This window comes from Burkholderia sp. AU31652 (genome assembly GCF_002223155.1).
In the GTDB taxonomy this organism is placed as follows: Bacteria; Pseudomonadota; Gammaproteobacteria; order Burkholderiales; family Burkholderiaceae; genus Burkholderia.
Window position 1 is genome coordinate 455,377 of sequence record NZ_NKFG01000003.1, and the last position, 18,570, is coordinate 473,946.

General features: G+C 68.7%; 21 protein-coding genes and 1 pseudogene. 9 read left to right on the forward strand and 13 right to left on the reverse strand.

Annotation, left to right across the window (positions count from 1 at the left end):
* The first annotated feature begins 19 nt into the window (after positions 1 to 19).
* Positions 20 to 1,243, forward strand: coding sequence for a CaiB/BaiF CoA transferase family protein (locus CFB40_RS04730; protein WP_089424703.1), 1,224 nt, complete (start codon positions 20 to 22; stop codon positions 1,241 to 1,243).
* Entirely contained in the window at positions 1,240 to 2,049 is an 810-nt protein-coding gene (gene scpB, locus CFB40_RS04735; RefSeq protein WP_089430725.1) for a methylmalonyl-CoA decarboxylase, read from the forward strand. Before CFB40_RS04730 ends, scpB begins: the two co-directional genes overlap by 4 nt.
* A 119-nt stretch (positions 2,050 to 2,168) precedes the next feature.
* Here scpB and CFB40_RS04740 read toward each other — a convergent pair whose 3' ends face one another.
* The 3 genes from CFB40_RS04740 to CFB40_RS04750 form a co-directional block, all read right to left on the reverse strand.
* Positions 2,169 to 2,708, reverse strand: coding sequence for a chromate transporter (locus CFB40_RS04740; protein WP_089430726.1), 540 nt, complete (start codon positions 2,706 to 2,708; stop codon positions 2,169 to 2,171).
* Positions 2,705 to 3,316: a chromate transporter gene (locus CFB40_RS04745; RefSeq protein ID WP_089430727.1), complete on the reverse strand. Its 612-nt coding sequence runs from the start codon at positions 3,314 to 3,316 to the stop codon at positions 2,705 to 2,707. Before CFB40_RS04745 ends, CFB40_RS04740 begins: the two co-directional genes overlap by 4 nt.
* Before the next feature lie 226 nt (positions 3,317 to 3,542).
* Positions 3,543 to 4,298: a DeoR/GlpR family DNA-binding transcription regulator gene (locus CFB40_RS04750; RefSeq protein ID WP_089430728.1), complete on the reverse strand. Its 756-nt coding sequence runs from the start codon at positions 4,296 to 4,298 to the stop codon at positions 3,543 to 3,545.
* Between the two features lie 81 nt (positions 4,299 to 4,379).
* On the opposite strand from CFB40_RS04750, the gene CFB40_RS04755 reads away from it, so the two are divergent.
* The 5 genes from CFB40_RS04755 to CFB40_RS04775 all read left to right on the forward strand — a co-directional run bounded on the left by CFB40_RS04755 (position 4,380) and on the right by CFB40_RS04775 (position 7,397).
* Positions 4,380 to 4,979 carry an NUDIX domain-containing protein gene (locus CFB40_RS04755; RefSeq protein ID WP_089424708.1) on the forward strand — a complete coding sequence of 200 codons (600 nt, stop codon included), beginning with the start codon at positions 4,380 to 4,382 and terminating at the stop codon, positions 4,977 to 4,979.
* Positions 4,976 to 5,335, forward strand: a complete 360-nt coding sequence (locus CFB40_RS04760) for a DUF4406 domain-containing protein (protein ID WP_089430729.1) — start codon at positions 4,976 to 4,978, stop codon at positions 5,333 to 5,335. Before CFB40_RS04755 ends, CFB40_RS04760 begins: the two co-directional genes overlap by 4 nt.
* A 184-nt stretch (positions 5,336 to 5,519) precedes the next feature.
* Positions 5,520 to 6,389, forward strand: coding sequence for an SIR2 family NAD-dependent protein deacylase (locus tag CFB40_RS04765; RefSeq protein WP_089424710.1), 870 nt, complete (start codon positions 5,520 to 5,522; stop codon positions 6,387 to 6,389).
* A gap of 247 nt (positions 6,390 to 6,636) precedes the next feature.
* Positions 6,637 to 7,023, forward strand: coding sequence for a fluoride efflux transporter CrcB (gene crcB, locus CFB40_RS04770; protein WP_011351225.1), 387 nt, complete (start codon positions 6,637 to 6,639; stop codon positions 7,021 to 7,023).
* Between the two features lie 23 nt (positions 7,024 to 7,046).
* Positions 7,047 to 7,397, forward strand: coding sequence for a DUF190 domain-containing protein (locus CFB40_RS04775; RefSeq protein WP_089431365.1), 351 nt, complete (start codon positions 7,047 to 7,049; stop codon positions 7,395 to 7,397).
* A gap of 15 nt (positions 7,398 to 7,412) precedes the next feature.
* Here the strand turns inward: CFB40_RS04775 and CFB40_RS04780 are convergent, their stop codons facing one another.
* Both CFB40_RS04780 and CFB40_RS04785 read right to left on the reverse strand, forming a co-directional pair.
* Positions 7,413 to 7,976 carry a YggT family protein gene (locus tag CFB40_RS04780; RefSeq protein ID WP_089425861.1) on the reverse strand — a complete coding sequence of 188 codons (564 nt, stop codon included), beginning with the start codon at positions 7,974 to 7,976 and terminating at the stop codon, positions 7,413 to 7,415.
* Between the two features lie 71 nt (positions 7,977 to 8,047).
* Positions 8,048 to 8,977 carry a Rossmann-like and DUF2520 domain-containing protein gene (locus tag CFB40_RS04785; protein ID WP_089424711.1) on the reverse strand — a complete coding sequence of 310 codons (930 nt, stop codon included), beginning with the start codon at positions 8,975 to 8,977 and terminating at the stop codon, positions 8,048 to 8,050.
* Between the two features lie 517 nt (positions 8,978 to 9,494).
* On the opposite strand from CFB40_RS04785, the gene CFB40_RS04795 reads away from it, so the two are divergent.
* Entirely contained in the window at positions 9,495 to 9,797 is a 303-nt protein-coding gene (locus CFB40_RS04795; RefSeq protein ID WP_021157078.1) for a hypothetical protein, read from the forward strand.
* Between the two features lie 112 nt (positions 9,798 to 9,909).
* Here CFB40_RS04795 and CFB40_RS04800 read toward each other — a convergent pair whose 3' ends face one another.
* Together CFB40_RS04800 and CFB40_RS04805 are read right to left on the reverse strand one after the other, a co-directional pair.
* Positions 9,910 to 10,578 (reverse strand): LysE family translocator, encoded by a 669-nt coding sequence (locus tag CFB40_RS04800; RefSeq protein WP_089430730.1) that lies wholly within the window; start codon positions 10,576 to 10,578, stop codon positions 9,910 to 9,912.
* Positions 10,579 to 10,636: 58 nt separating this feature from the next.
* The gene (locus CFB40_RS04805) at positions 10,637 to 12,193 is read right to left on the reverse strand and encodes a UbiD family decarboxylase (RefSeq protein ID WP_089430731.1); all 1,557 of its coding nucleotides are present in this window, start codon (positions 12,191 to 12,193) and stop codon (positions 10,637 to 10,639) included.
* Between the two features lie 596 nt (positions 12,194 to 12,789).
* Here CFB40_RS04805 and CFB40_RS04810 point away from each other — a divergent pair.
* The gene (locus CFB40_RS04810; protein ID WP_089424715.1) at positions 12,790 to 13,902 is read left to right on the forward strand and encodes a transglycosylase SLT domain-containing protein; all 1,113 of its coding nucleotides are present in this window, start codon (positions 12,790 to 12,792) and stop codon (positions 13,900 to 13,902) included.
* A 100-nt stretch (positions 13,903 to 14,002) separates the two neighbouring features.
* Here CFB40_RS04810 and CFB40_RS04815 read toward each other — a convergent pair whose 3' ends face one another.
* The 6 genes and pseudogenes from CFB40_RS04815 to CFB40_RS38985 all read right to left on the reverse strand — a co-directional run.
* Positions 14,003 to 15,199, reverse strand: a complete 1,197-nt coding sequence (locus CFB40_RS04815) for a pyridoxal phosphate-dependent aminotransferase (RefSeq protein WP_039371039.1) — start codon at positions 15,197 to 15,199, stop codon at positions 14,003 to 14,005.
* Positions 15,200 to 15,272: 73 nt separating this feature from the next.
* Positions 15,273 to 15,710: a transcription antitermination factor NusB gene (nusB, locus tag CFB40_RS04820; RefSeq protein WP_089430732.1), complete on the reverse strand. Its 438-nt coding sequence runs from the start codon at positions 15,708 to 15,710 to the stop codon at positions 15,273 to 15,275.
* Positions 15,707 to 16,222: a 6,7-dimethyl-8-ribityllumazine synthase gene (ribH, locus tag CFB40_RS04825; RefSeq protein WP_089430733.1), complete on the reverse strand. Its 516-nt coding sequence runs from the start codon at positions 16,220 to 16,222 to the stop codon at positions 15,707 to 15,709. Before ribH ends, nusB begins: the two co-directional genes overlap by 4 nt.
* A 53-nt stretch (positions 16,223 to 16,275) precedes the next feature.
* The gene (gene ribBA / locus CFB40_RS04830) at positions 16,276 to 17,418 is read right to left on the reverse strand and encodes a bifunctional 3,4-dihydroxy-2-butanone-4-phosphate synthase/GTP cyclohydrolase II (RefSeq protein ID WP_089430734.1); all 1,143 of its coding nucleotides are present in this window, start codon (positions 17,416 to 17,418) and stop codon (positions 16,276 to 16,278) included.
* Positions 17,419 to 17,611: 193 nt separating this feature from the next.
* Complete coding sequence (locus CFB40_RS04835; RefSeq protein WP_089430735.1) at positions 17,612 to 18,130, reverse strand: DUF1993 domain-containing protein; 519 nt, start codon at positions 18,128 to 18,130, stop codon at positions 17,612 to 17,614.
* Between the two features lie 343 nt (positions 18,131 to 18,473).
* Positions 18,474 to 18,554 (reverse strand): annotated as a pseudogene (locus tag CFB40_RS38985) (riboflavin synthase); the annotation flags it as partial.
* Between the last annotated feature and the right edge of the window lie 16 nt (positions 18,555 to 18,570).

The window sequence follows — 18,570 nt, forward strand, 5'->3', positions numbered from 1 at the left end:
TCAATATCAGGAGTCCGGAATGCAGGCATTACAAGGAATCAAGGTCGTCGATCTGAGCCGCGCGCTGTCGGGGCCGTTCTGCTCGATGGTGCTCGCCGATCTCGGCGCCGACGTGATCAAGGTCGAGTCGGGGCCGCACGGCGACATGAGCCGCGCATGGGGGCCGTTCGATCGCGGCGTGAGCACGTACTACCTGTCCTGCAACCGTAACAAGCGCGGCATCTGCGTGGATTTCCGGCAGCCGGCCGGCCTCGACGTCGTGCGTCGGCTGATCGCGCAGGCCGATGTCGTGATCGAGAATTTCAAGGCGGGCACGATGGACGCGATGGGGCTCGGCTATGCCGCGCTGAGTGCGCGCGATCCGCGGCTCGTGATGGGCAGCGTCACCGCGTTCGGCCCGCGTGGCCCGTTGCGTGACTGGCCGGGCTTCGACCAGATCGCGCAGGGCTATGCGGGGTTGATGAGCCTCACCGGTTTTCCCGACGGCGAGCCGACCCGCACGGGCACCGCGATCGGCGATCTCAGCTCGGGGATGTGGGTCGCGACCGGCGTGATGGCCGCGCTGTACGAGCGTGAGCGCACCGGGCGCGGGCAGCATGTCGGCACGTCGCTGCTCGAAAGCCTCGTTTCGCTGCTGAGCGTGCACGGGCAACGCTACCTGAGCCTCGGCGACGTGCCGCGGCGCACCGGCAATGCGCACGCGGTGATCGCGCCGTACGGCGTGTTCGAGACGGCCGACGGGCCGCTCAACCTCGCGCCGATCACGACCGACATGTGGCTGCGGCTGTGCCAGTTGCTGGACCTGCCCGAGCTGCCGAACGATCCGCGCTTCGCGACCAACGATGCGCGCGTCGCACACCGCGACGCACTGAAAGCGTTGCTCGAAAGCCGGCTGCGCACGCGCGGCAAGCGCGAATGGACGCAGCGTTTCGTCGAAGCCGGACTGCCGGCCGGGCCGATCAACACGCTCGACGAAGTGTTCGACGATCCGCAGCTCGCGCATTGCGGGCTGGTCGAGCCGGTCGCGCATCCGACGCTCGGCACGCTGCGCCAGGTCGTCACGCCGCTCGGCGGGATGGGCGACGAGATGCCGGCGCCGCGCACGCGTCATGCGCCGCCGCTGCTCGGCGAGCATACGGTCGACGTGCTGCGCGAAGCCGGCTACGGCGACGACGCAATCGACGCGCTGCTGGCCGAGCGCGCGATCTTCCAGGCGGAAGCGGTGGCGGAGGCCGTGCAATGAGCGACACGACGAAACACGAAGGGGCGTCGAACGTGACGGTCGACAGGGTCGGCGAGCGGATCGCGCGCGTGCGGTTCGCGAATCCGGCGCGACGGCATGCGCTCGATGCACCGTTGCTCGATGCACTCGTGGCGCACCTCGATGCACTGGCCGAACAGCGTCCGCCACCCGTCGTGATCCTGTCGAACGACGGCAACGGCGACGTGTGGAGCGCGGGGCACGACCTGCGCGAACTGGCCGACGATCGCGATCCGCTCGCCTACGGCAAGCCGCTCGAACGGGCGCTGCGGCGCGTGCGCACCTATCCGGGTGCGGTGATCGCGGCGGTGTCGGGTTCGGCGTGGGGCGGGGCGGTCGATCTCGTGATGAGCTGCGACCTGGTGGTCGCGGCGCGCGACGCGCGTTTCGCGATGACGCCCGCGAACATCGGCCTGCCGTATTCGATGAGCGGGCTGCTGCGCTTCTACGACAACCTGCCGATCCACGTGCTGAAGGAGATGTTCTTCTGCGCGCAGCCGCTCGATGCGGAGCGCGCCGCGCATCACGGGCTCGTGAACCGGCTGGCCGACGCGGGCGGCGTCGACGATGCGGCGCTCGACGTCGCGCGCACGATCGCCGCGAAGGCGCCGCTCGCCGTGTACGCCGTGAAAGAGCAATTGCGCGTGCTGCAGGACGCGCGGCCGTTGCCGGCCGATGCGGTCGAACGGATTGCCGAGCTTCGCCGGCAAGCGTGCAAAGGCGCGGATTTCGACGAAGGGCTGCGTGCGTTTTCAGAACGTCGCGCGCCAGTGTTTCGCGGCGTCTAGGCGATAGGGTGTGCGAGCGGGGCGCGCGAGCGGTGAAAAGCATGCGGACGCGCGCGTGTCGTTGCGCAGGTATCGGTTGCGTCATGCGCGGCCGCCGTCGCGTGCCGCGTCGCCGCGCGTCACATGCCGAGCGCGTGCACGCCGACGAGCAACAGCGCGCCGATCGCGATCAGCAGCAGCGCGTGAATGCGCGTGTAAATCACGCACAGCGTCGACGCAACCGCGATTGCCCGTGCGGCCCAGCCGCCGTCGAGCGCCTGCAGCAGCACCCACACCGACGCGAGGATCATGCCCGCCGCGACCGGGCGCAGGCCGGCCTCGAGCGCGATCTGCCAGCGTGCGCCCTGGTGCCGCCGCCACAGATGCGCGACGCCGTAGATCAGGAACGCGGTCGGGCCGAACAGCGCGAGCGTCGCGATCACCGCGCCCCAGAAGCCGGCGACCTGCCAGCCGATCAACGTGGCCAGCAGCGAGCCGGGGCCCGGCGCCATCCGTGCGATCGCGAAGTCGTTCACGAATTGCGTGGCGCTCATCCAGTGATGCACGTCGACGACCTGCCGCTGGATGTCGGCGATGATCGCCTGTCCGCCGCCGATCGTCGCGATCGACAGCGGCGCGAACACGCCGAACAGCGCGGCGTAGCGTTGCAATGCGGTCATCGCGTGTCGCTCCCGGCCGGCGTTGCGGCCGCGCGGCGGTATTCGAGCGCGACGCTCAGCGTGCCGCCCACCAGCACGGTCCACACGAGCGGCCAGTGCAGCACGGCCACCGACACGAACGTGAGCGCCATTACCGCGAACGGCAACGTGCGGCGCGGCAATCGGCGCACGGCGGTGATCGCCATCGAGATCGACAGCCCGATCGCCGCGGCTGCCGCGCCGGCGAGCGCGACGTGCGTGAGCGGAAAGCGCGTGAGGGTCGAGAATGCGATGCCGAACAGCACGATCAGCACGGCGGGCGGCGCGATGATGCCGGTGAAGCCGGCCACCGCGCCGCGCCATCCGGCGAGCCGGTAGCCGATCCAGATCGCGAGGTTCTTCACGTTGACGCCCGGCAGCGCCTGCGACAGCGCGAGGCCGTTGAGGAACGCCTCCTCGTCGAGCCAGCGCCGCTCGTAGACGAAGTCGCGCATCATCCGCCCGCTGAGCCCGCCGCCGAAGCTGGTCAGGCCGATCTGCGAGAACGCGATGAACAGCGCGAGGACGCCGGGCGGCTGCGCGTCGCCTGCTGGCGGTGCAGGTGAAGTGGCGGAGGAGGGGGGCGGCATCGGTGGGCGGTGCGTGGCGGTTGGGCGGTCACCCATGTTAGCAAGCGGACCCTGTCAGCACGCTGACAGGGGCTCGGCGGCGATGTGATGAAAGCCTTCGGCCGAGTCGACAAGTGCATTCCGGTGCACTCAGTTCATCCATCGGCCCAGCACATCAGCACATCAAACATCAAGCATCAACGCATCAGCGCATCCCGCGCATTCGCGTGAACGCAACCCTTCGCCGCTACGCGCGCACGACCGTCACCCCGGCCGCCTCGATCGGCTTCGTCAGCGCGGCGTCGGTTTCCTTTTCGACCACGACGGTATGCGCCAGCGTGAGCTCGCCGATCACGAACTGCGACGCCGCGCGCAGCTTCGACTGCGACGCGAGCACGACCGTCTCGGCCGCGCGTTCGGCGAGCGCGCGCTTGATCGCCGCTTCCTCGAAATCGCCGGTGCTGAGCCCCGCGACCGGATGCACGCCCGTGACGCCCATGAAGTACAGGTCCGCATGAATGCGCGCAATGCCCTCCATCGCCGCCGCGCCGACGGCCACGATCGAATGCTTGTAGAGCCGCCCGCCGATCAGGATCACGTCGATCGACGGATGCGCGGCGAGCGCCACCGCGACACTCGGGCTGTGCGTGACGATCGTCGCGCGCAGATCGGCCGGCAACTGGCTGACGAGCAGCGCCGCGGTCGTGCCGCCGTCGACGATCGCCACCTGGCCGGGTGCGATCATCTCCGCGGCCCGCCGCGCGATGCGCCGCTTCTCCGCCGTCTCGAGCGCCTCGCGCTGCGCGAACGGCGCAACGGCGGGCGACGCCGGCAGCGCACCGCCATGCACGCGCTGCAGCAGGCCTTCGGCCGAGAGCTCACGCAGGTCGCGGCGGACAGTATCTTCGGACACGCCGAATTGCGCGCTCAGTTCGACTGCCAGCACCTGGCCGTCGCGCGCGAGTGCGTCGAGGATCGCTTTCTTGCGTTGTGTCGTCAGCATCGTGGTTGCACGAATTTTCTTGAAGTTGCACGAATATGCACGCTACCATGGGCGCCGTCTTTTGTCGAACCGGAGGCTGGGATGGCTGCAACGCGAGACCGTGTCCGCATCGTCGAGACGACGGTGCTGTCCGATGACTGGTATGTGCTGAAGAAGGTGACGTTCGATTTCCTGCGCCGCGACGGAACGTGGCAGCGCCTGAGCCGCGAGACGTACGATCGCGGCCATGGCGCGACCATCCTGCTGCGCAACGCCGGGACGGGCGACGTGCTGCTGACGCGGCAGTTCCGGATGCCGGCGTTCGTCAGCGGGCACGACGGCATGCTGCTCGAGGCCGCCGCCGGCCTGCTCGACGACGCGACGCCCGAAGCGCGCATCCGCGCGGAGGCCGAAGAGGAGACCGGCTATCGCGTGCGCGGCGTGCGCAAGGTGTTCGAGGCATTCATGAGCCCCGGCTCGGTGACGGAGAAGCTGCATTTCTTCGTCGGCGAATACGATGCGTCGCTGCGCACCGGCGACGGCGGCGGCGTCGCGGAAGAGGGCGAGGATCTCGAGGTCGTCGAGATGCCGCTGCAGGCCGCGCTCGACGCGATCGAGCGCGGCGAGATCGTCGATGCGAAGACGATCATGCTGCTCCAGTACGTCGCGCTGCGGGAAACCGCCGGCGCGCGCACGGCATGACGCCGCTGCTCGTGCTGGTCGCCGGCCCCTATCGCAGCGGCACGGACGGCGACCCCGCTCGCATCGCCGCGAACCTGCACCGGCTGGAGGCGGCGGCGCTTGCCGTGTATCGCCGCGGACACGTGTCGCTGCCGCTCGCCGTTGCGGCCGGGTCGCGACAGGTCGGCGACGCGATCAGCGAGACGTTCCTGTATCCGGCCGCGCACCGGCTGCTGCGCCGCTGCGATGCGGTGCTGCGCATCGACGGCGCGTCGCGCGGGGCGGACACGGACGTCGGTCTTGCAAGACAGCTCGGCAAGCCGGTCTATTTCGCGGCCGACGACATTCCGGTCGCGCAGGACGATCCGGATAGCTGATCAGGCGGGGAGGCGGCCAGCCGGAGCGCCGCCGGCCGCCCTCGGTATCGGCCGGCTGACTGCATCACTCTGAGCCGGGCGAGCACCGGGTCAAGCCGTTGCATTGCGCATGCCGCGCCGCGCGCGAACCGGCGTATGATCGCGACGCCACCCGCGCACCGCCCGACGCTACCTCCGTCCCATCATGCCGCTTTCCGATTCCGCTGACGCCACCGCTGCTGCTGCCGCGCAACTGCCCGCCGATCTCGTCGCTGCCGCCGTCGCCGCGCTCGCGCGCGCCGACGCCTTGCTCGTGACGGCCGGCGCCGGTATCGGCGTCGATTCCGGGCTGCCCGATTTTCGCGGCACGGACGGCTTCTGGCGTGCGTATCCGGCGCTGCGCCACGAGCGTTTCGAATTCCACGAGATCGCCTCGCCGCATGCATTCCGGGCACGCGCGCCGCTCGCGTGGGGCTTCTACGGGCACCGTCTGGCGCTTTACCGCGCGACGGAGCCGCATGCGGGCTTCGCGATCCTGCGCCGCTGGATCGACGCGATGCCGAACGGCGGCTTCGTGCTGACGAGCAACGTCGACGGCCAGTTCCAGAAAGCCGGCTTCGATCCGGCGCGGATCGTCGAGATCCACGGTTCGATCCACGCGATGCAGTGCCTGCGTCCCTGTTCGGACGACACATGGGAGGCGGCGCCGTTCGTGCCGGACGTCGACGAAGCCACCTGCCGCCTCGTCGGCGACATGCCGCGTTGTCCGCATTGCGGCGGCCTTGCGCGACCGAACATCCTGATGTTCGGTGACGCCGGCTGGCTCGGGGCGCGCTACGACGCGCAGGAGCGTGCGCTGGAAGACTGGCTCGCGCGGGCCGGGCGCGTCGCCGTAGTCGAGATCGGCGCGGGCACCGCGATCCCGACCGTGCGTCTGCTGAGCGAACGGCTCGGTGCCGACGTGATCCGCATCAACGCACGCGAAGCGCATGCGCGCCGGGCGGACGTGATCGGCCTGAAGGGCGGTGCGCTGGCGACGCTGAGCGTGCTCGACGCAGCCTGGCAACGCGCGTGAGCCTGCGGGCGCGCTCACGACCCGAACGACCCGAACGCCCCGAACGCCCCGAACGCCCCGAACGCCCCGAACGGGCCGAACGGGCCGGCATCCCGCAGGCGGTCGCCGTTGCAGGTGCGCGGCGAATCCGCATACAGTTCAGCGTGTGCCGCCCGCGCACGCGCGATCGGCGTCCGGGAGCGGACCTCGCCCCGGGCAACCGGGGGCCGGCGGCTGACTCCAGCCGCATCTTCGACCGGGAGCGCCCTTGTTCTATTCGATCGTCGCGATCTTCGTCGGCGCCGGGCTCGGCGCGTTGCTGCGCTGGTTCCTGAGTCTCGCGCTCAACGAATTCTTTCCCGCCGTGCCGCTCGGCACGCTCGCCGCGAACCTGATCGGCGGCTACGTGATCGGTATCGCCGCCGTCGTGTTCACGACCCGCGTCGGGCTGCCGCCCGAGTGGCGGCTGTTCGTGATCACGGGCTTTCTCGGCGGCCTCACGACGTTCTCGACCTATTCGGTCGAAGTGATGACGCATGCGGTGCAGGGCGAATTCGGATGGGCGTTTGCGGTGGCTGCCCTACACTTGACTGGATCGTTCGCGCTGACGGCGCTCGGCATGTGGACCGCGCGCGCGTGGCTCGCGGCGGCCTGAGCGCGCCGCCATCGGAGGGTGCGATGGACAAGGTCTTCCTGCGCTTCTATGTGCACGAGAAGCACCGGCTGCACTGGAAGCCGCTGTGGGAATGGCTGCTGGAGGAAGCGAACCGGATGGGCGTCGCGGGCGGTTCCGCGTTTCGCGCGATGGCCGGGTTCGGCCAGCATCGCGTGCTGCACGAGGACCGCTTCTTCGAACTGCAGGGGTCGCTCGCGATCGAGATCGAATTCATCGTCACCGAGGACGAGGCGCAGCGCTTGCTCGAGCGGCTGTCGCACGAGAAGGTGCGCGTGTGCTACGCGATGATGCCGGCGCGCTTCGGCGTGATCGACACGCTCGGCGGACCGCCGGCGCAGGGGCCGGCGGCGTAGGGTGCGACGTTGGCGTCAGATGCCGAACATCGTCAGCGACACGGCGGCGCGCGTGACGACCATCAGCAGCACCTGCACGATCACGAACAGCAGGATCGGCGACAGGTCGATGCCGCCGAGGTTCGGGATGATGCGGCGCAGCGGGTTCAGGAACGGCGCGGTCAGCTGGTAGAGGATCGGCATCGCCGGCGAGCGCGGGTTGAGCCACGACAGTAGCGCCATCAGGATCGTCATCCAGATCACGAGATTGAGCGCCCACTTCACGACGGTGAGCAGCGCGACCACGACGAGCGTCGCGATCACCGCGGCCGGATCGAAGCCGGCCATCACGACCATCAGCACGACGTAGACGAGCGCGGTGAGCAGCGCGGCGACGACGCTGGCCCAGTCGATGCCGCGCACGCCCGCGATCACGCGGCGCAGCGGCAGCACGAGCCAGTTGGTCGCCTGCAGCACGGCCTGCGTGACGGGGTTGTACGGTGGCACGCGGACGGCCTGCATCCAGACGCGCAGGATCAGCGCGGCGCCGAACAGCGTGAAGACGGTATTGAGCAGAAAACGGGCGATCTCGCCGAACATCGTTGGCATCCTTTTTAGTCAGTAGCGTGCGGCCGCCAACGCCGGATGGCGGCGCATCGGCCGACACATTATCACGCCTCGTCTTGCGACGGGGAGGGGTGTGCGGCGGTGCGCGCGAGCGACGTTTCGACGGTTTCGGCGAGCGCCGGCAGCGATGCCGGCGGCGTGGCGCGCTGTGCCGCGAGCGCGATCGCGCGGCGTGTCAGCAGCGCGTACAGCGTCGCGTGATCGCCGCCGCGCGTTTCAAGCAGTGCCAACTGGCGTTCGACGATGCCCGTGTCGCCGCGCGACACCGGGCCGGAGAGCGCGTTCGCGAGCCCCTTGTCGCGGGCGGTCTCGATCGTGCCGGCCAGCATCGGCAGCAGTGCGCGCAGCGCGGCGTCCTCGTCGAAACCGAGGCCGCGCCACAGCTCGACCGCTTCCGCCAGCCCGCACAGCGCGAAGCTCGCCGCGTAGTGCGCGGCTGCGTGATAGAGCATCCGGCCGCCGGCCGGAATCGACAGCGGATGGCAGCCGAGTGCGGCAGCAAGTCGCAGCAGCGTCGCGTGCAACGCGCCGTCGGCTTCGATCGTGACCGAGCAGCCGTCGATGCGGGCGAGGTCGGCGTCGGTGCCGCCGAACAGGTAGAGCGGATGGAAGCCGCCGGTGGCCGCGCCTTGCCGCTTCGCCGGATCGAGCAGGGCGACCGCCGACGCGCCGCTGCAGTGAACGACGGCTTGCTGCGCGGCGCGCGACGTGTCGAAGCGCAGCGCGGCGGCGGCCGACGCGAGATGGTCGTCGGGCACGGTCAGGAAGATCAGGTCGGCGGCGTCGGCAACCTGCTGCGGCGTGTCGACCGCCTGGCAGCCGTCGATGCGCGCGGCGAGCGCCGCGGCCGACGCGGGCGTGCGGCTCGCGATCGCGACGACCGGAAAGCCGGCCCGCGCGAAGCGTTGCGAGACGCAGCGCGCGAGACGGCCGGCGCCGATAAAGCCGAGGCGGGGTGTGTCGGGAACGGACATGGCGGCGGATGTAAGCGAAAACGAAGCAACCGCCAGTATCGCAGGAATGACCGCGGGGCCGTGAAAGGGGGGCTTCTGCCCGGGACGTGACTTGGCTTATCGGTATGCGGCGCTATCTCGGCGCGAGTTTCACCGCCCGGCACCGCGGTCGATTCATGATCGGAGAATCCGACCCCGAAACATATCGCCCCCGTATCCGGCTTGAAATGTCGGCATCTTGTCTCAAATTTGTAATCGTTCATTACGGTTGCGTGCCCGCTGCGCGCGCCGTATCCGGTAAGACTGACCGGTCATGATGTTGCGACCCGATTCGTCGGACGGAGTCGCGCGACCGGCAAGGGGCGCCGCAGGCGCTGCGAGCCACGCCGCGCGGCGGCTCCGGCCACGTGCGATTGCAATTTGCAACAAATGCACGGTACGCGAGGAGCGGGTTTTCGCTACATTGCTTCCATGCGACGTGCACGCCCGCCGTTGCCGACAGGGGCGCATAAAATACCGCTCCAGCAGGAGAATCGAAGTGAAAAAGCTCATTCCGTTCATCGCCGCCGCCGCGCTGGGCCTGGGTGCCGCAAGCGCTGCGCAGGCTCACGTGTCGATCGGGGTCGGCATCGGTATCCCGGTCGCGCCCGCGTATCCCGTCTATGCACCGCCGCCGCCCGTGTACTACGCGCCGCCGCCTCCGCCCGTCTATTACGCACCGGCGCCGGCCTACTACGCGCCGCCGCCCGCCGTGGTCGTCGGCGGCTATGGTGGCTACTACGGTCGCCCGTACTGGCGTCACGGTTACGGCGGCTGGGGCCATCACGGCTGGCGTCGCTGATTCGTGCCGCGCGGCCTGGCCGCGCGTGGCAAAACGGCGCAACGTCCCGCAAGGGGCGCTGCGCCGTTTTTTCTTGGGACCCACCGCCAGACCTCGGTGAGGCCGACTTCGATTACACCGCGTGCACGATCAGGTCCCGGTACCCGCCGACGATCACGCTGTACGAGAAATACGCGAACAGCAGCGCCGACGCGACATGACACGCGCGCATCAGCCCGGCGCCCGCGCGCTTGCGGCCCTGGCTTGCGAGCGTGCACATGAAGAGCGTCCACGCCAGGCCGCCGAGGAAAAAGCCCGACAGGAACACCGACGCGGTGGCCGGCGTGGTCGCGCCGGCTTTCGCGATCAGCGCGCCGCCGACCGCCGCGAACCACAGGATCGCGCTTGGCGACGACATCGCGAGCAGCATCCCGCGCAGGAAGCTGCGCCGTGCGCTGGCGCGCGGCGGCGGCGTGTCCTCGGCATCGTCGCCGGCCGTCTTCGCCGGCGTGAGCGCTTCACGCGCCATCTTCCACGTGAGGAACAGCAGCACGGCGCCGCCGCCGATCCACACGATCCAGCGCACCGGCTCGAACTGCAGCAGCACGGCCATCCCGCCAAGCGCGAGCGCCGCATAGACGAGATCGCCGACGCATGAGCCGATGCCGAGCCAGAAGCCCGGCCGGAAGCCGTGCGACAGCGTCAGCGACAGCATCGCGACATTGACGAGGCCGATGTCGAGGCACAGTGACAGCGACAGAAAGAAGCCGTCGGACAGCATGGAGGCGGGCGGAAAGGTCATCTTCGATGTGCGTGTCGCGATGGCAGTCCACGGGCCGGCAGGCGCCGGCCGCGTGGCATCAGAGGCCGATCTCCTGCCAGAGCCGGTCGACGCGCGCCTTCACGGCCGCATCCATCTCGATCGGGCGACCCCATTCGCGGCTGGTCTCGCCGGGCCACTTGTTGGTCGCGTCGAGGCCCATCTTCGAACCGAGGCCGGCCACCGGCGACGCGAAATCGAGATAGTCGATCGGCGTGCTGTCGACCATCACGGTGTCGCGCACGGGGTCGACGCGCGTCGTGATCGCCCAGATCACTTCCTTCCAGTCGCGGATGTTCACGTCTTCGTCGACGACCACGATGAACTTCGTATACATGAACTGCCGCAGGAAGCTCCACACGCCGAACATCACGCGCTTCGCGTGGCCCGCGTAGCTCTTCTTCATCTGGACGATCGCCATCCGGTAGCTGCAGCCTTCGGGCGGCAGGTAGAAGTCGGTGATCTCGGTGAACTGCTTCTGCAGCAGCGGCACGAACACCTCGTTGAGCGCGACGCCGAGCACGGCCGGCTCGTCAGGCGGCTTGCCCGTGTAGGTCGAGTGGTAGATCGCGTCGCGGCGCATCGAGATGCGCTCGACGGTGAACACCGGAAACCACTCCTGCTCGTTGTAATAGCCGGTGTGGTCGCCGTACGGGCCTTCGAGCGCGTGCTCGTACTTGGCGGACGCATTGCCGGCCGGGCGCGGCGGTGCGCCGGCCGGAGCCGGGGCAGGGCTGCCTTCCTGCGGATAAATGAAGCCCTCGAGCACGATCTCCGCGCGTGCGGGCACCTGCAGCGTGTCGACGCCGGGCGTCAGGCACTTCGCGAGCTCCGTGCGGCTGCCGCGCAGCAGGCCGGCGAACTGGTACTCGGACAGCGAGTCGGGCACCGGCGTCACCGCGCCGAGCGTCGTGGCCGGATCGGCGCCGAGCACGACGGCGACCGGGTACGGCTTGCCGGGGTTCTGCAGCGCGAATTCGCGGAAGTCGAGCGCGCCGCCGCGATGCGCGAGCCAGCGCATGATCAGCTTGTTGCGGCCGATCAGCTGCTGACGGTAAATCCCGAGGTTCTGCCGCGACTTGTTCGGCCCGCGCGTGACCGTCAGCCCCCACGTGACGAGCGGCCCCGCATCGCCGGGCCAGCAGGTCTGGATCGGCAGCCGGTTCAGGTCGACGTCGGCGCCTTCCCAGACGATCTCCTGGCACGGCGGCGACGACACCGATTTCGGCGCCATGTCCCACACGGCCTTCGCGAGCGACAGCAGCTTGCCGGCGTCCTTCAGGCTCTTCGGCGGATCGGGTTCCTTCAATGCGGACAGCAGGCGCCCGAGATCGCGCAGCGAATCGAGCGCGGCGTCGTCGCCCGCATCCACGCCCATCCCGAGCGCGACGCGGCGCGGCGTGCCGAACAGGTTGCCGAGCACCGGGAAGTCGTAGCCGGTCGGCGCGTTGAACAGCAGCGCAGGGCCGCCGGCGCGCAGCACGCGGTCGCACAGCTCGGTCATTTCGAGCACGGGCGACACGGGCTGCGTGACGCGCCGCAGTTCGCCGAGCGCCTCGAGGCGCTGGATGAAATCGCGTAAGTCTTTGTATTTCATGAAGATGGTCCGGGCCACCCGCCAGGCGGGCAGCGATGGGTGGGCGCAGCGGCTGGCTGCGACCCCGAATCGACCGACGATTTTACCCGCGCGGCCGCATGGCCGCCCGGCGGAGAAAAAAGTCGACCGCGCGCAAACCCCCTACGGCACGGGGATTGCGTTCTGAAGAGTGCCGGTAAATTACTTTTTGTTATAATTTCAAGGTTTTATAGTGTTGACGATCTATAAAACCCTGCTAGAATCCGCTCACATTGGCTGCAGGGTAAAAGGCTTCGAGCCGCCAATCACCGATCTTTGACGCAGCGCGTCACCGTCCGCCGAATCCTGCACGGCGTATCCGACGGCCTTAGTCGTAGTCTCAGCCAGCGCCACCAGACGCTGGTTTTTTGCGTGGGTGCCACCGCGTATGCCCGCCTCGCCCAGTGTGCGAAGGTGCCGGCCCTCTTACACCGTGGCCTCGAACGGTACTTATACCGTTTCCCCGATGCTTGCACGCCCCAACCAAAGCGTGCGGCGTCGTGATTCCGCGGCGCGTTACCTGTCTCGCCATCGAGCTGAGCGAGCCGCACGAGTCATGTTCATGGGAGATGATCTGAATGAACGCTTGGTTATCGTGGCGTCCTAGTGAGCAGCATGCGCAATTCGTGCGCAGCATGCTGCGTCGCGGGACGCGTGTCAGTCACCATCTATTCAGCGTTGTCGGCTGTCTCGCTGTCGCAGTGGCGCTTGCACTGTGGCTGCTGCCAACCGTCCGCGGCACGCTGGCCGCGAAGCTGATGCCGGTCGTATCCGCGGCCGTGCAAGCCGGCCCGGCCCGTCTGCTGACCGGCCATCCGCTGCCGAACTTCGCGCCCGCCGGCGCGCAGCCGCAGCAGGAAGAGAACAGTCCCGAAACGGACGCGCTTGCGGTCGGCCTCGACGTCGCACCGGAAGCCGCCGCCGCGCAGGGCGACGCGTCCGACCCGGCCCGCAACGGCCCGTCGCCCGTCGCGCTGGCGAAGCTGATCCCGACCCAGCGCGTGGCGGCCGATGCGCGTGACGACCGTGCGCTCGCATCGAATCGCGAACAGGCGCTCGTCGCGACCTACCTGTCGCGCCGTTACCGCGTCGCACAGGAGCCGCTCGGCCAGCTCGTCAAGGCTGCGTTCCAGACCGGCCGTGACGTCGGCCTCGATCCGCTGCTGCTGCTGTCCGTGATGGCGATCGAATCGGGCTTCAACCCGTACGCCGAGAGCGGCGTCGGTGCGAAGGGCCTGATGCAGGTCATGTCGAAGGTCCATTCCGACAAGTTCGAGTATTTCGGCGGCACCGATACCGCACTGCAGCCGCTCGCGAACCTCCAGGTCGGCGCGCTCGTGCTGAAGGATTGCATCGCACGTGGCGGCTCGCTTGCGAACGGGCTGCGCCTGTACAACGGCTCGACGAACCCCGACGACAACGGCTACGGTTCGAAGGTGATGGCCGAGCGCGGTCGCCTGCGTGACGTCGCGCGGGGTCGTAGCGTGCCGGTCAATGCGCCGCAGGCGCCGGCGAAGCCGATCGTCACGGCCGCCGCCGTGACGGCAGCCGCAGGCGGCGCGAAGCGCGTGCATGCGACGCTCGAAACGTCGGCGAAGTCGACGGCATCGAAGGAAGCCACGTCGCAGGACGACGCGAGCGTCGATACCGCGAAGCAGCCGCACGGCGATCGTTCGGAGCTTGGCGCGTAACTCACGCACGGCTCCAGCCGGCAGGACATGAAAAAGGCACCCGGATCGGGTGCCTTTTTGCTTTTGCGGGGTGCGGAATGGCCGCCGCACCGGTCGCGTGTCAGTGCTGCCCGAACAGCGTCGCGAGCCGGTCGACCGCTTCCTCGAGCCGCGAGTAGGCCGTCGCGTAGGACAGGCGGATATAGTCGCGCGGCGCATGAACACCGAAGTCCATGCCGGGCACCAGCACGACCCCCGCGTCGTGCAGCATCGCCGTGGTGAGCGCGGCGCTGTCGCCGGCCGCCGGGTGAGCGACGCCGCCGCAGTGCGCATACACGTAGAACGCGCCGTCCGGCATCACGGGCACCGTGAAGCCGAGCCGTTCGAGCGCCGGTGCGATGAAATCGCGACGGCGCTTGAATTCGAGCCGGCGGGCTTCGTAGATGTCGAGCGCGGCCGGCTCGAAGCACGCGAGCGCCGCGTGCTGCGCGAGCGCGGACGGGCAGATGAACAGGTTCTGCGCCAGCTTCTCGAACGTGCCGACGAGCGCGGGCGGCACCACCAGCCAGCCGAGCCGCCAGCCCGTCATGCTGAAATACTTGGAGAAGCTGTTCACGGTGACGACGTCGTCGCCGAACGACAGTGCCGACACGGGCGCCGCGTCGTAGCTGAGCCCCTGGTAGATCTCGTCGACGATCGTGAAGCCACCGCGTGCGCGCACGGCTTCGACGATCCGCTTCAGTTCGTCGGGTTCGAGCGACGTGCCGGTCGGGTTCGACGGCGACGCGAGCAGCACGCCGCGCGTGCGGTCGCCCCAGCGTGTGCGGACGTCGTCCTCGGTGAGCTGGAAGCGCGCATCCGGGCCGCTCGGCACGAGCACCGCGCGGCCTTCGGCCGCGGCGACGAAGTGCCGGTTGCACGGATACGACGGGTCGGGCATCAGCACCTCGTCGTCACGCCCGACGAGCGCGAGGCACGCGAGCAGCAGCGCGGCCGACGCGCCGGCCGTCACGACGATCCGTTCCGGACTGATCGTGAGGCCGTAGGCGCGTGCGTAGTGCGCGGCGATCGCCTCGCGCAGCGGTGCGATGCCGAGCGCGCTCGTATATTGGGTGACGCCACGGCGCAGCGCGGCCGCGGCCGCTTCGACGACCGGCTCCGGCGCAGTGAAATCCGGCTCGCCGATGCCCATGTGGATAACATCGCGCCCGGAGGACTCGAGACGCTGTGCCTCCTTCATCAGTTCCATCACGTAGAAGGGCTGGATCGCGTCGACGCGTGCGGCGAGTCTGACGAGCGAATCGGTGGCGGTATTCATCGGGCGGGCAGGGCGAGGGAGGCGGGGCAAAAGAAAAAACGGGCGCATGCGCGCCCGTTCCGGACCAACGGGTTCAGCCGTTGCGGCGCGCCTGCGTTTCGGCGGGGCGCAGCTTCGCGGCGAGCTTGTCGAGCACGCCGTTCACGTACTTGTAGCCGTCGGAGCCGCCGAACGTCTTCGCGAGTTCGACAGCTTCGTTGATGATCACGCGGTACGGCGTTTCGACGTGGTGCGTGAGCTCGAACGTGGCGATCAGCAGCACGGCGCGTTCGACCGGCGACAGCTGCTCGATCGGGCGATCGAGCGACGGCGTCAGCGCTTCGACGAGCGTGGCGTGCTCGCGGATCACGCCGTGCAGGATCGCGTCGAGCAGCTCCTTGTCGGCCTTGTCGTAACCGAGCGCGCCGCGCAGTTGCGCGTCGATCTCACCGGAGGACGCGTTCGACAGCAGCCACTGGTACAGCCCCTGCGTCGCCAGCTCGCGCGATTGTCGGCGGGCGCTCTTCTTCATGCGCGCTCCTCTTCGTCGTCTTCCTCTTCTTCGTCCTCGTCGTCATCGCCGAGCTGGTCGAGGGCCATCGTCAGGTTGGCCATCTCGACGGCGACGCGTGCGGCGTCACGACCCTTTTCGGTCATGCGCGCGACGGCCTGCTCGTCGTTTTCGGTCGTCAGGACCGCGTTCGCGATCGGCAGGTTGAAGTCGAGGCCGATGCGGGTGATGCCCGAGCCGCTCTCGTTCGACACGAGTTCGAAGTGGTAGGTCTCGCCGCGGATCACCGCGCCGAGCGCGATCAGCGCGTCGAACTGGCCGCTTTCCGCGAGCTTCTGCAGCGCGAGCGGGATTTCCAGCGCGCCGGGCACCGACACGAGCAGCACGTCTTCACCGGTGACGCCGAGGCGTTCCAGTTCCTCGACGCACGCGTCGGCGAGGCCGTTGCACACGGGCTCGTTGAAGCGCGATTGCACGATGCCGATACGCAGGCCGTCGCCTTCGAGATTCGGTTGGTATTGTCCGATTTCCATGATCTTGTCCGTGGTGTGGATGAACGGTTATAGGGCGAAAGCGCCGTGGCGGGTTACGCGTGGGACGCCGGGCAGGACTTGGCTTCGCCGCCGGGCATCGGAATGAAGCCCGTGACTTCCAGGCCGTAGCCGGACATGCTGCCCAGCTTGCGCGGATTCGACAGCACCTGCATCTTGCTGACCCCGACCTCGCGCAGGATCTGCGCGCCGATGCCGAACGTCTTGAAATCAACCGGCCGGCGCTTGAGCACAGCGGCCTTTTCTTCCTCGTCGAACGCCTTGAAGACGTCGATCAGGTGTTCCTTCGTGTCGCCGCAGTTGAGCAGCACGATCACGCCGAGGTCGCGCTCCGCGATCTCGCGCATCGCGGCGTCGAGCGTCCACGAGTGCGTCGACACGCCCGTCTCGAGCAGGTCGAGCACCGACAGCGGCTCGTGCACGCGCACCGGCGTATCGACGTCCGGCGACGGCGTGCCGCGCACCAGCGCGATGTGCGGCGAGCCGCTCGGCTGGTCGCGGTACAGCACCGCGCGGAACGTGCCGTGCGCGGTCTGCATCGTGCGCTCGGCGATCCGCTCGATGATCGATTCGGTGCGGCTGCGGTACTGGATCAGGTCGGCGATCGTGCCGATCTTCAGGTTGTGTTCCTGCGCGAACTCGATCAGGTCGGGCAGGCGCGCCATCGTGCCGTCGTCCTTGATGATCTCGCAGATCACCGCGGCCGGCGTGAGGCCCGCCAGCGCGGTGAAGTCGCAACCGGCCTCGGTGTGGCCCGCGCGCACGAGCACGCCGCCCGGCTGCGCCATGATCGGGAACACGTGGCCCGGCTGCACGATGTGCTCGGGGCGCACGTCATGCGCGACCGCCGTGGCGATCGTGTGCGCACGGTCGGCGGCCGAGATGCCGGTCGTCACGCCTTCGGCCGCTTCGATGCTGACCGTGAACGCGGTGCCGTACTGCGTGCCGTTGCGGTAGGTCATCAGCGGCAGGTGCAGCTGCTTGCAGCGTTCCTGCGTCAACGTCAGACAAACCAGGCCGCGGCCGTACTTGGCCATGAAGTTGATCGCTTCCGGCGTGACGAATTCGGCGGCGATCACGAGGTCGCCCTCGTTTTCGCGGTCTTCTTCGTCGACCAGGATCACCATCCGGCCGGCTTTCAGCTCGGCGATGATGTCGAGCGTGGAGGCGAGCGTCATAAGGGGGCGTGAAAGAGGAAAGTGCGTATTTTACGCCAGCCGGACGACGTTTCGGCTGGCGTGGACCGCGCGCGACCGGCGAGCGCTCCGGAAAGCGCTGCGGCCGGCCTGCGCGTCAGGCCTGGCGGGTCCGCCGCGCATTGGCTGCATGCGCGTGCGGACGGTGGCGGGCAGGGTTTTTCCCGGCCGCGCGTCACGCGTGCTGGTCGCGCCCGCCCAGGTAGTCGAGCTTGCCGAGCTCGACGCCGCTGTGGCGCAGGATGTCGTACGCGGTCGTCACGTGGAAGAAGAAGTTGGGCAGCACGAAGTTCAGCAGGTACGACTGGCCGGTGAACTCGATCGGGCCGACGCGCATCTTCAGCACGATCGGGCGCGCCTCGCTGCCGTCGATCTGCGCGGCGTCGAAGCTTTTCAGGTAGTCGATCGTCTTCTGGATACGGGCGTGCAGTTCGTCGAAGCTCTGCTCGACGTCCGGGTAGCTCGGGATTTCGACATCGGCGAGGCGCGCGGCGCAGCCCTTGGCCGTGTCGGTCGCGATGTAGACCTGGCGGACGAGCGGCAGCATGTCCGGGTACAGGCGGGCGCCGACGAACACCGACGGATCGATCTGCTTTTCGGCCGCATGCGCCTGCGCCTTGCCGAGAATGTGCTGAAGATTGGTCAGGCCACGAATCAGGACAGGCACCGAGGCCTGATACATCGAAATGGACATGGGGACGACTCCTTGAGGAAGAGGGTGACCAATACGCGGTCGCACCGTGCGTTGCGGCGCCGGAACCGCTGTCGACGCATCTTAGCGCGGCGGCATGACCCGTGCGCGTCGTTGGCCATTCGGCCAGCCGTCGGGGCAGGTGGGCGAGCGTCGAGCGCAGGCGTCGTGGCGTCGACCGGCGACGGCGGCGCGGCGCGAAATGGGGCGGGAGCAATCCGCGTCGTCCCGACGCGATGGGCAACATGCATCGCGCGGCGGGTTCGACGGGCGGCCGACCGAACGAGGTGGCGCGAGGGCGGCGCCCCGGCCACGACGGGCCGAATCGCCCGTCCGTGGCTGACGATCAGTCCTGACGCACGCCTTGCGAAGACGAGAGCATCCGCTCCACATACCGCGCGATCATGTCGACTTCGAGATTGATCTTGCCGCGACAACGCCGG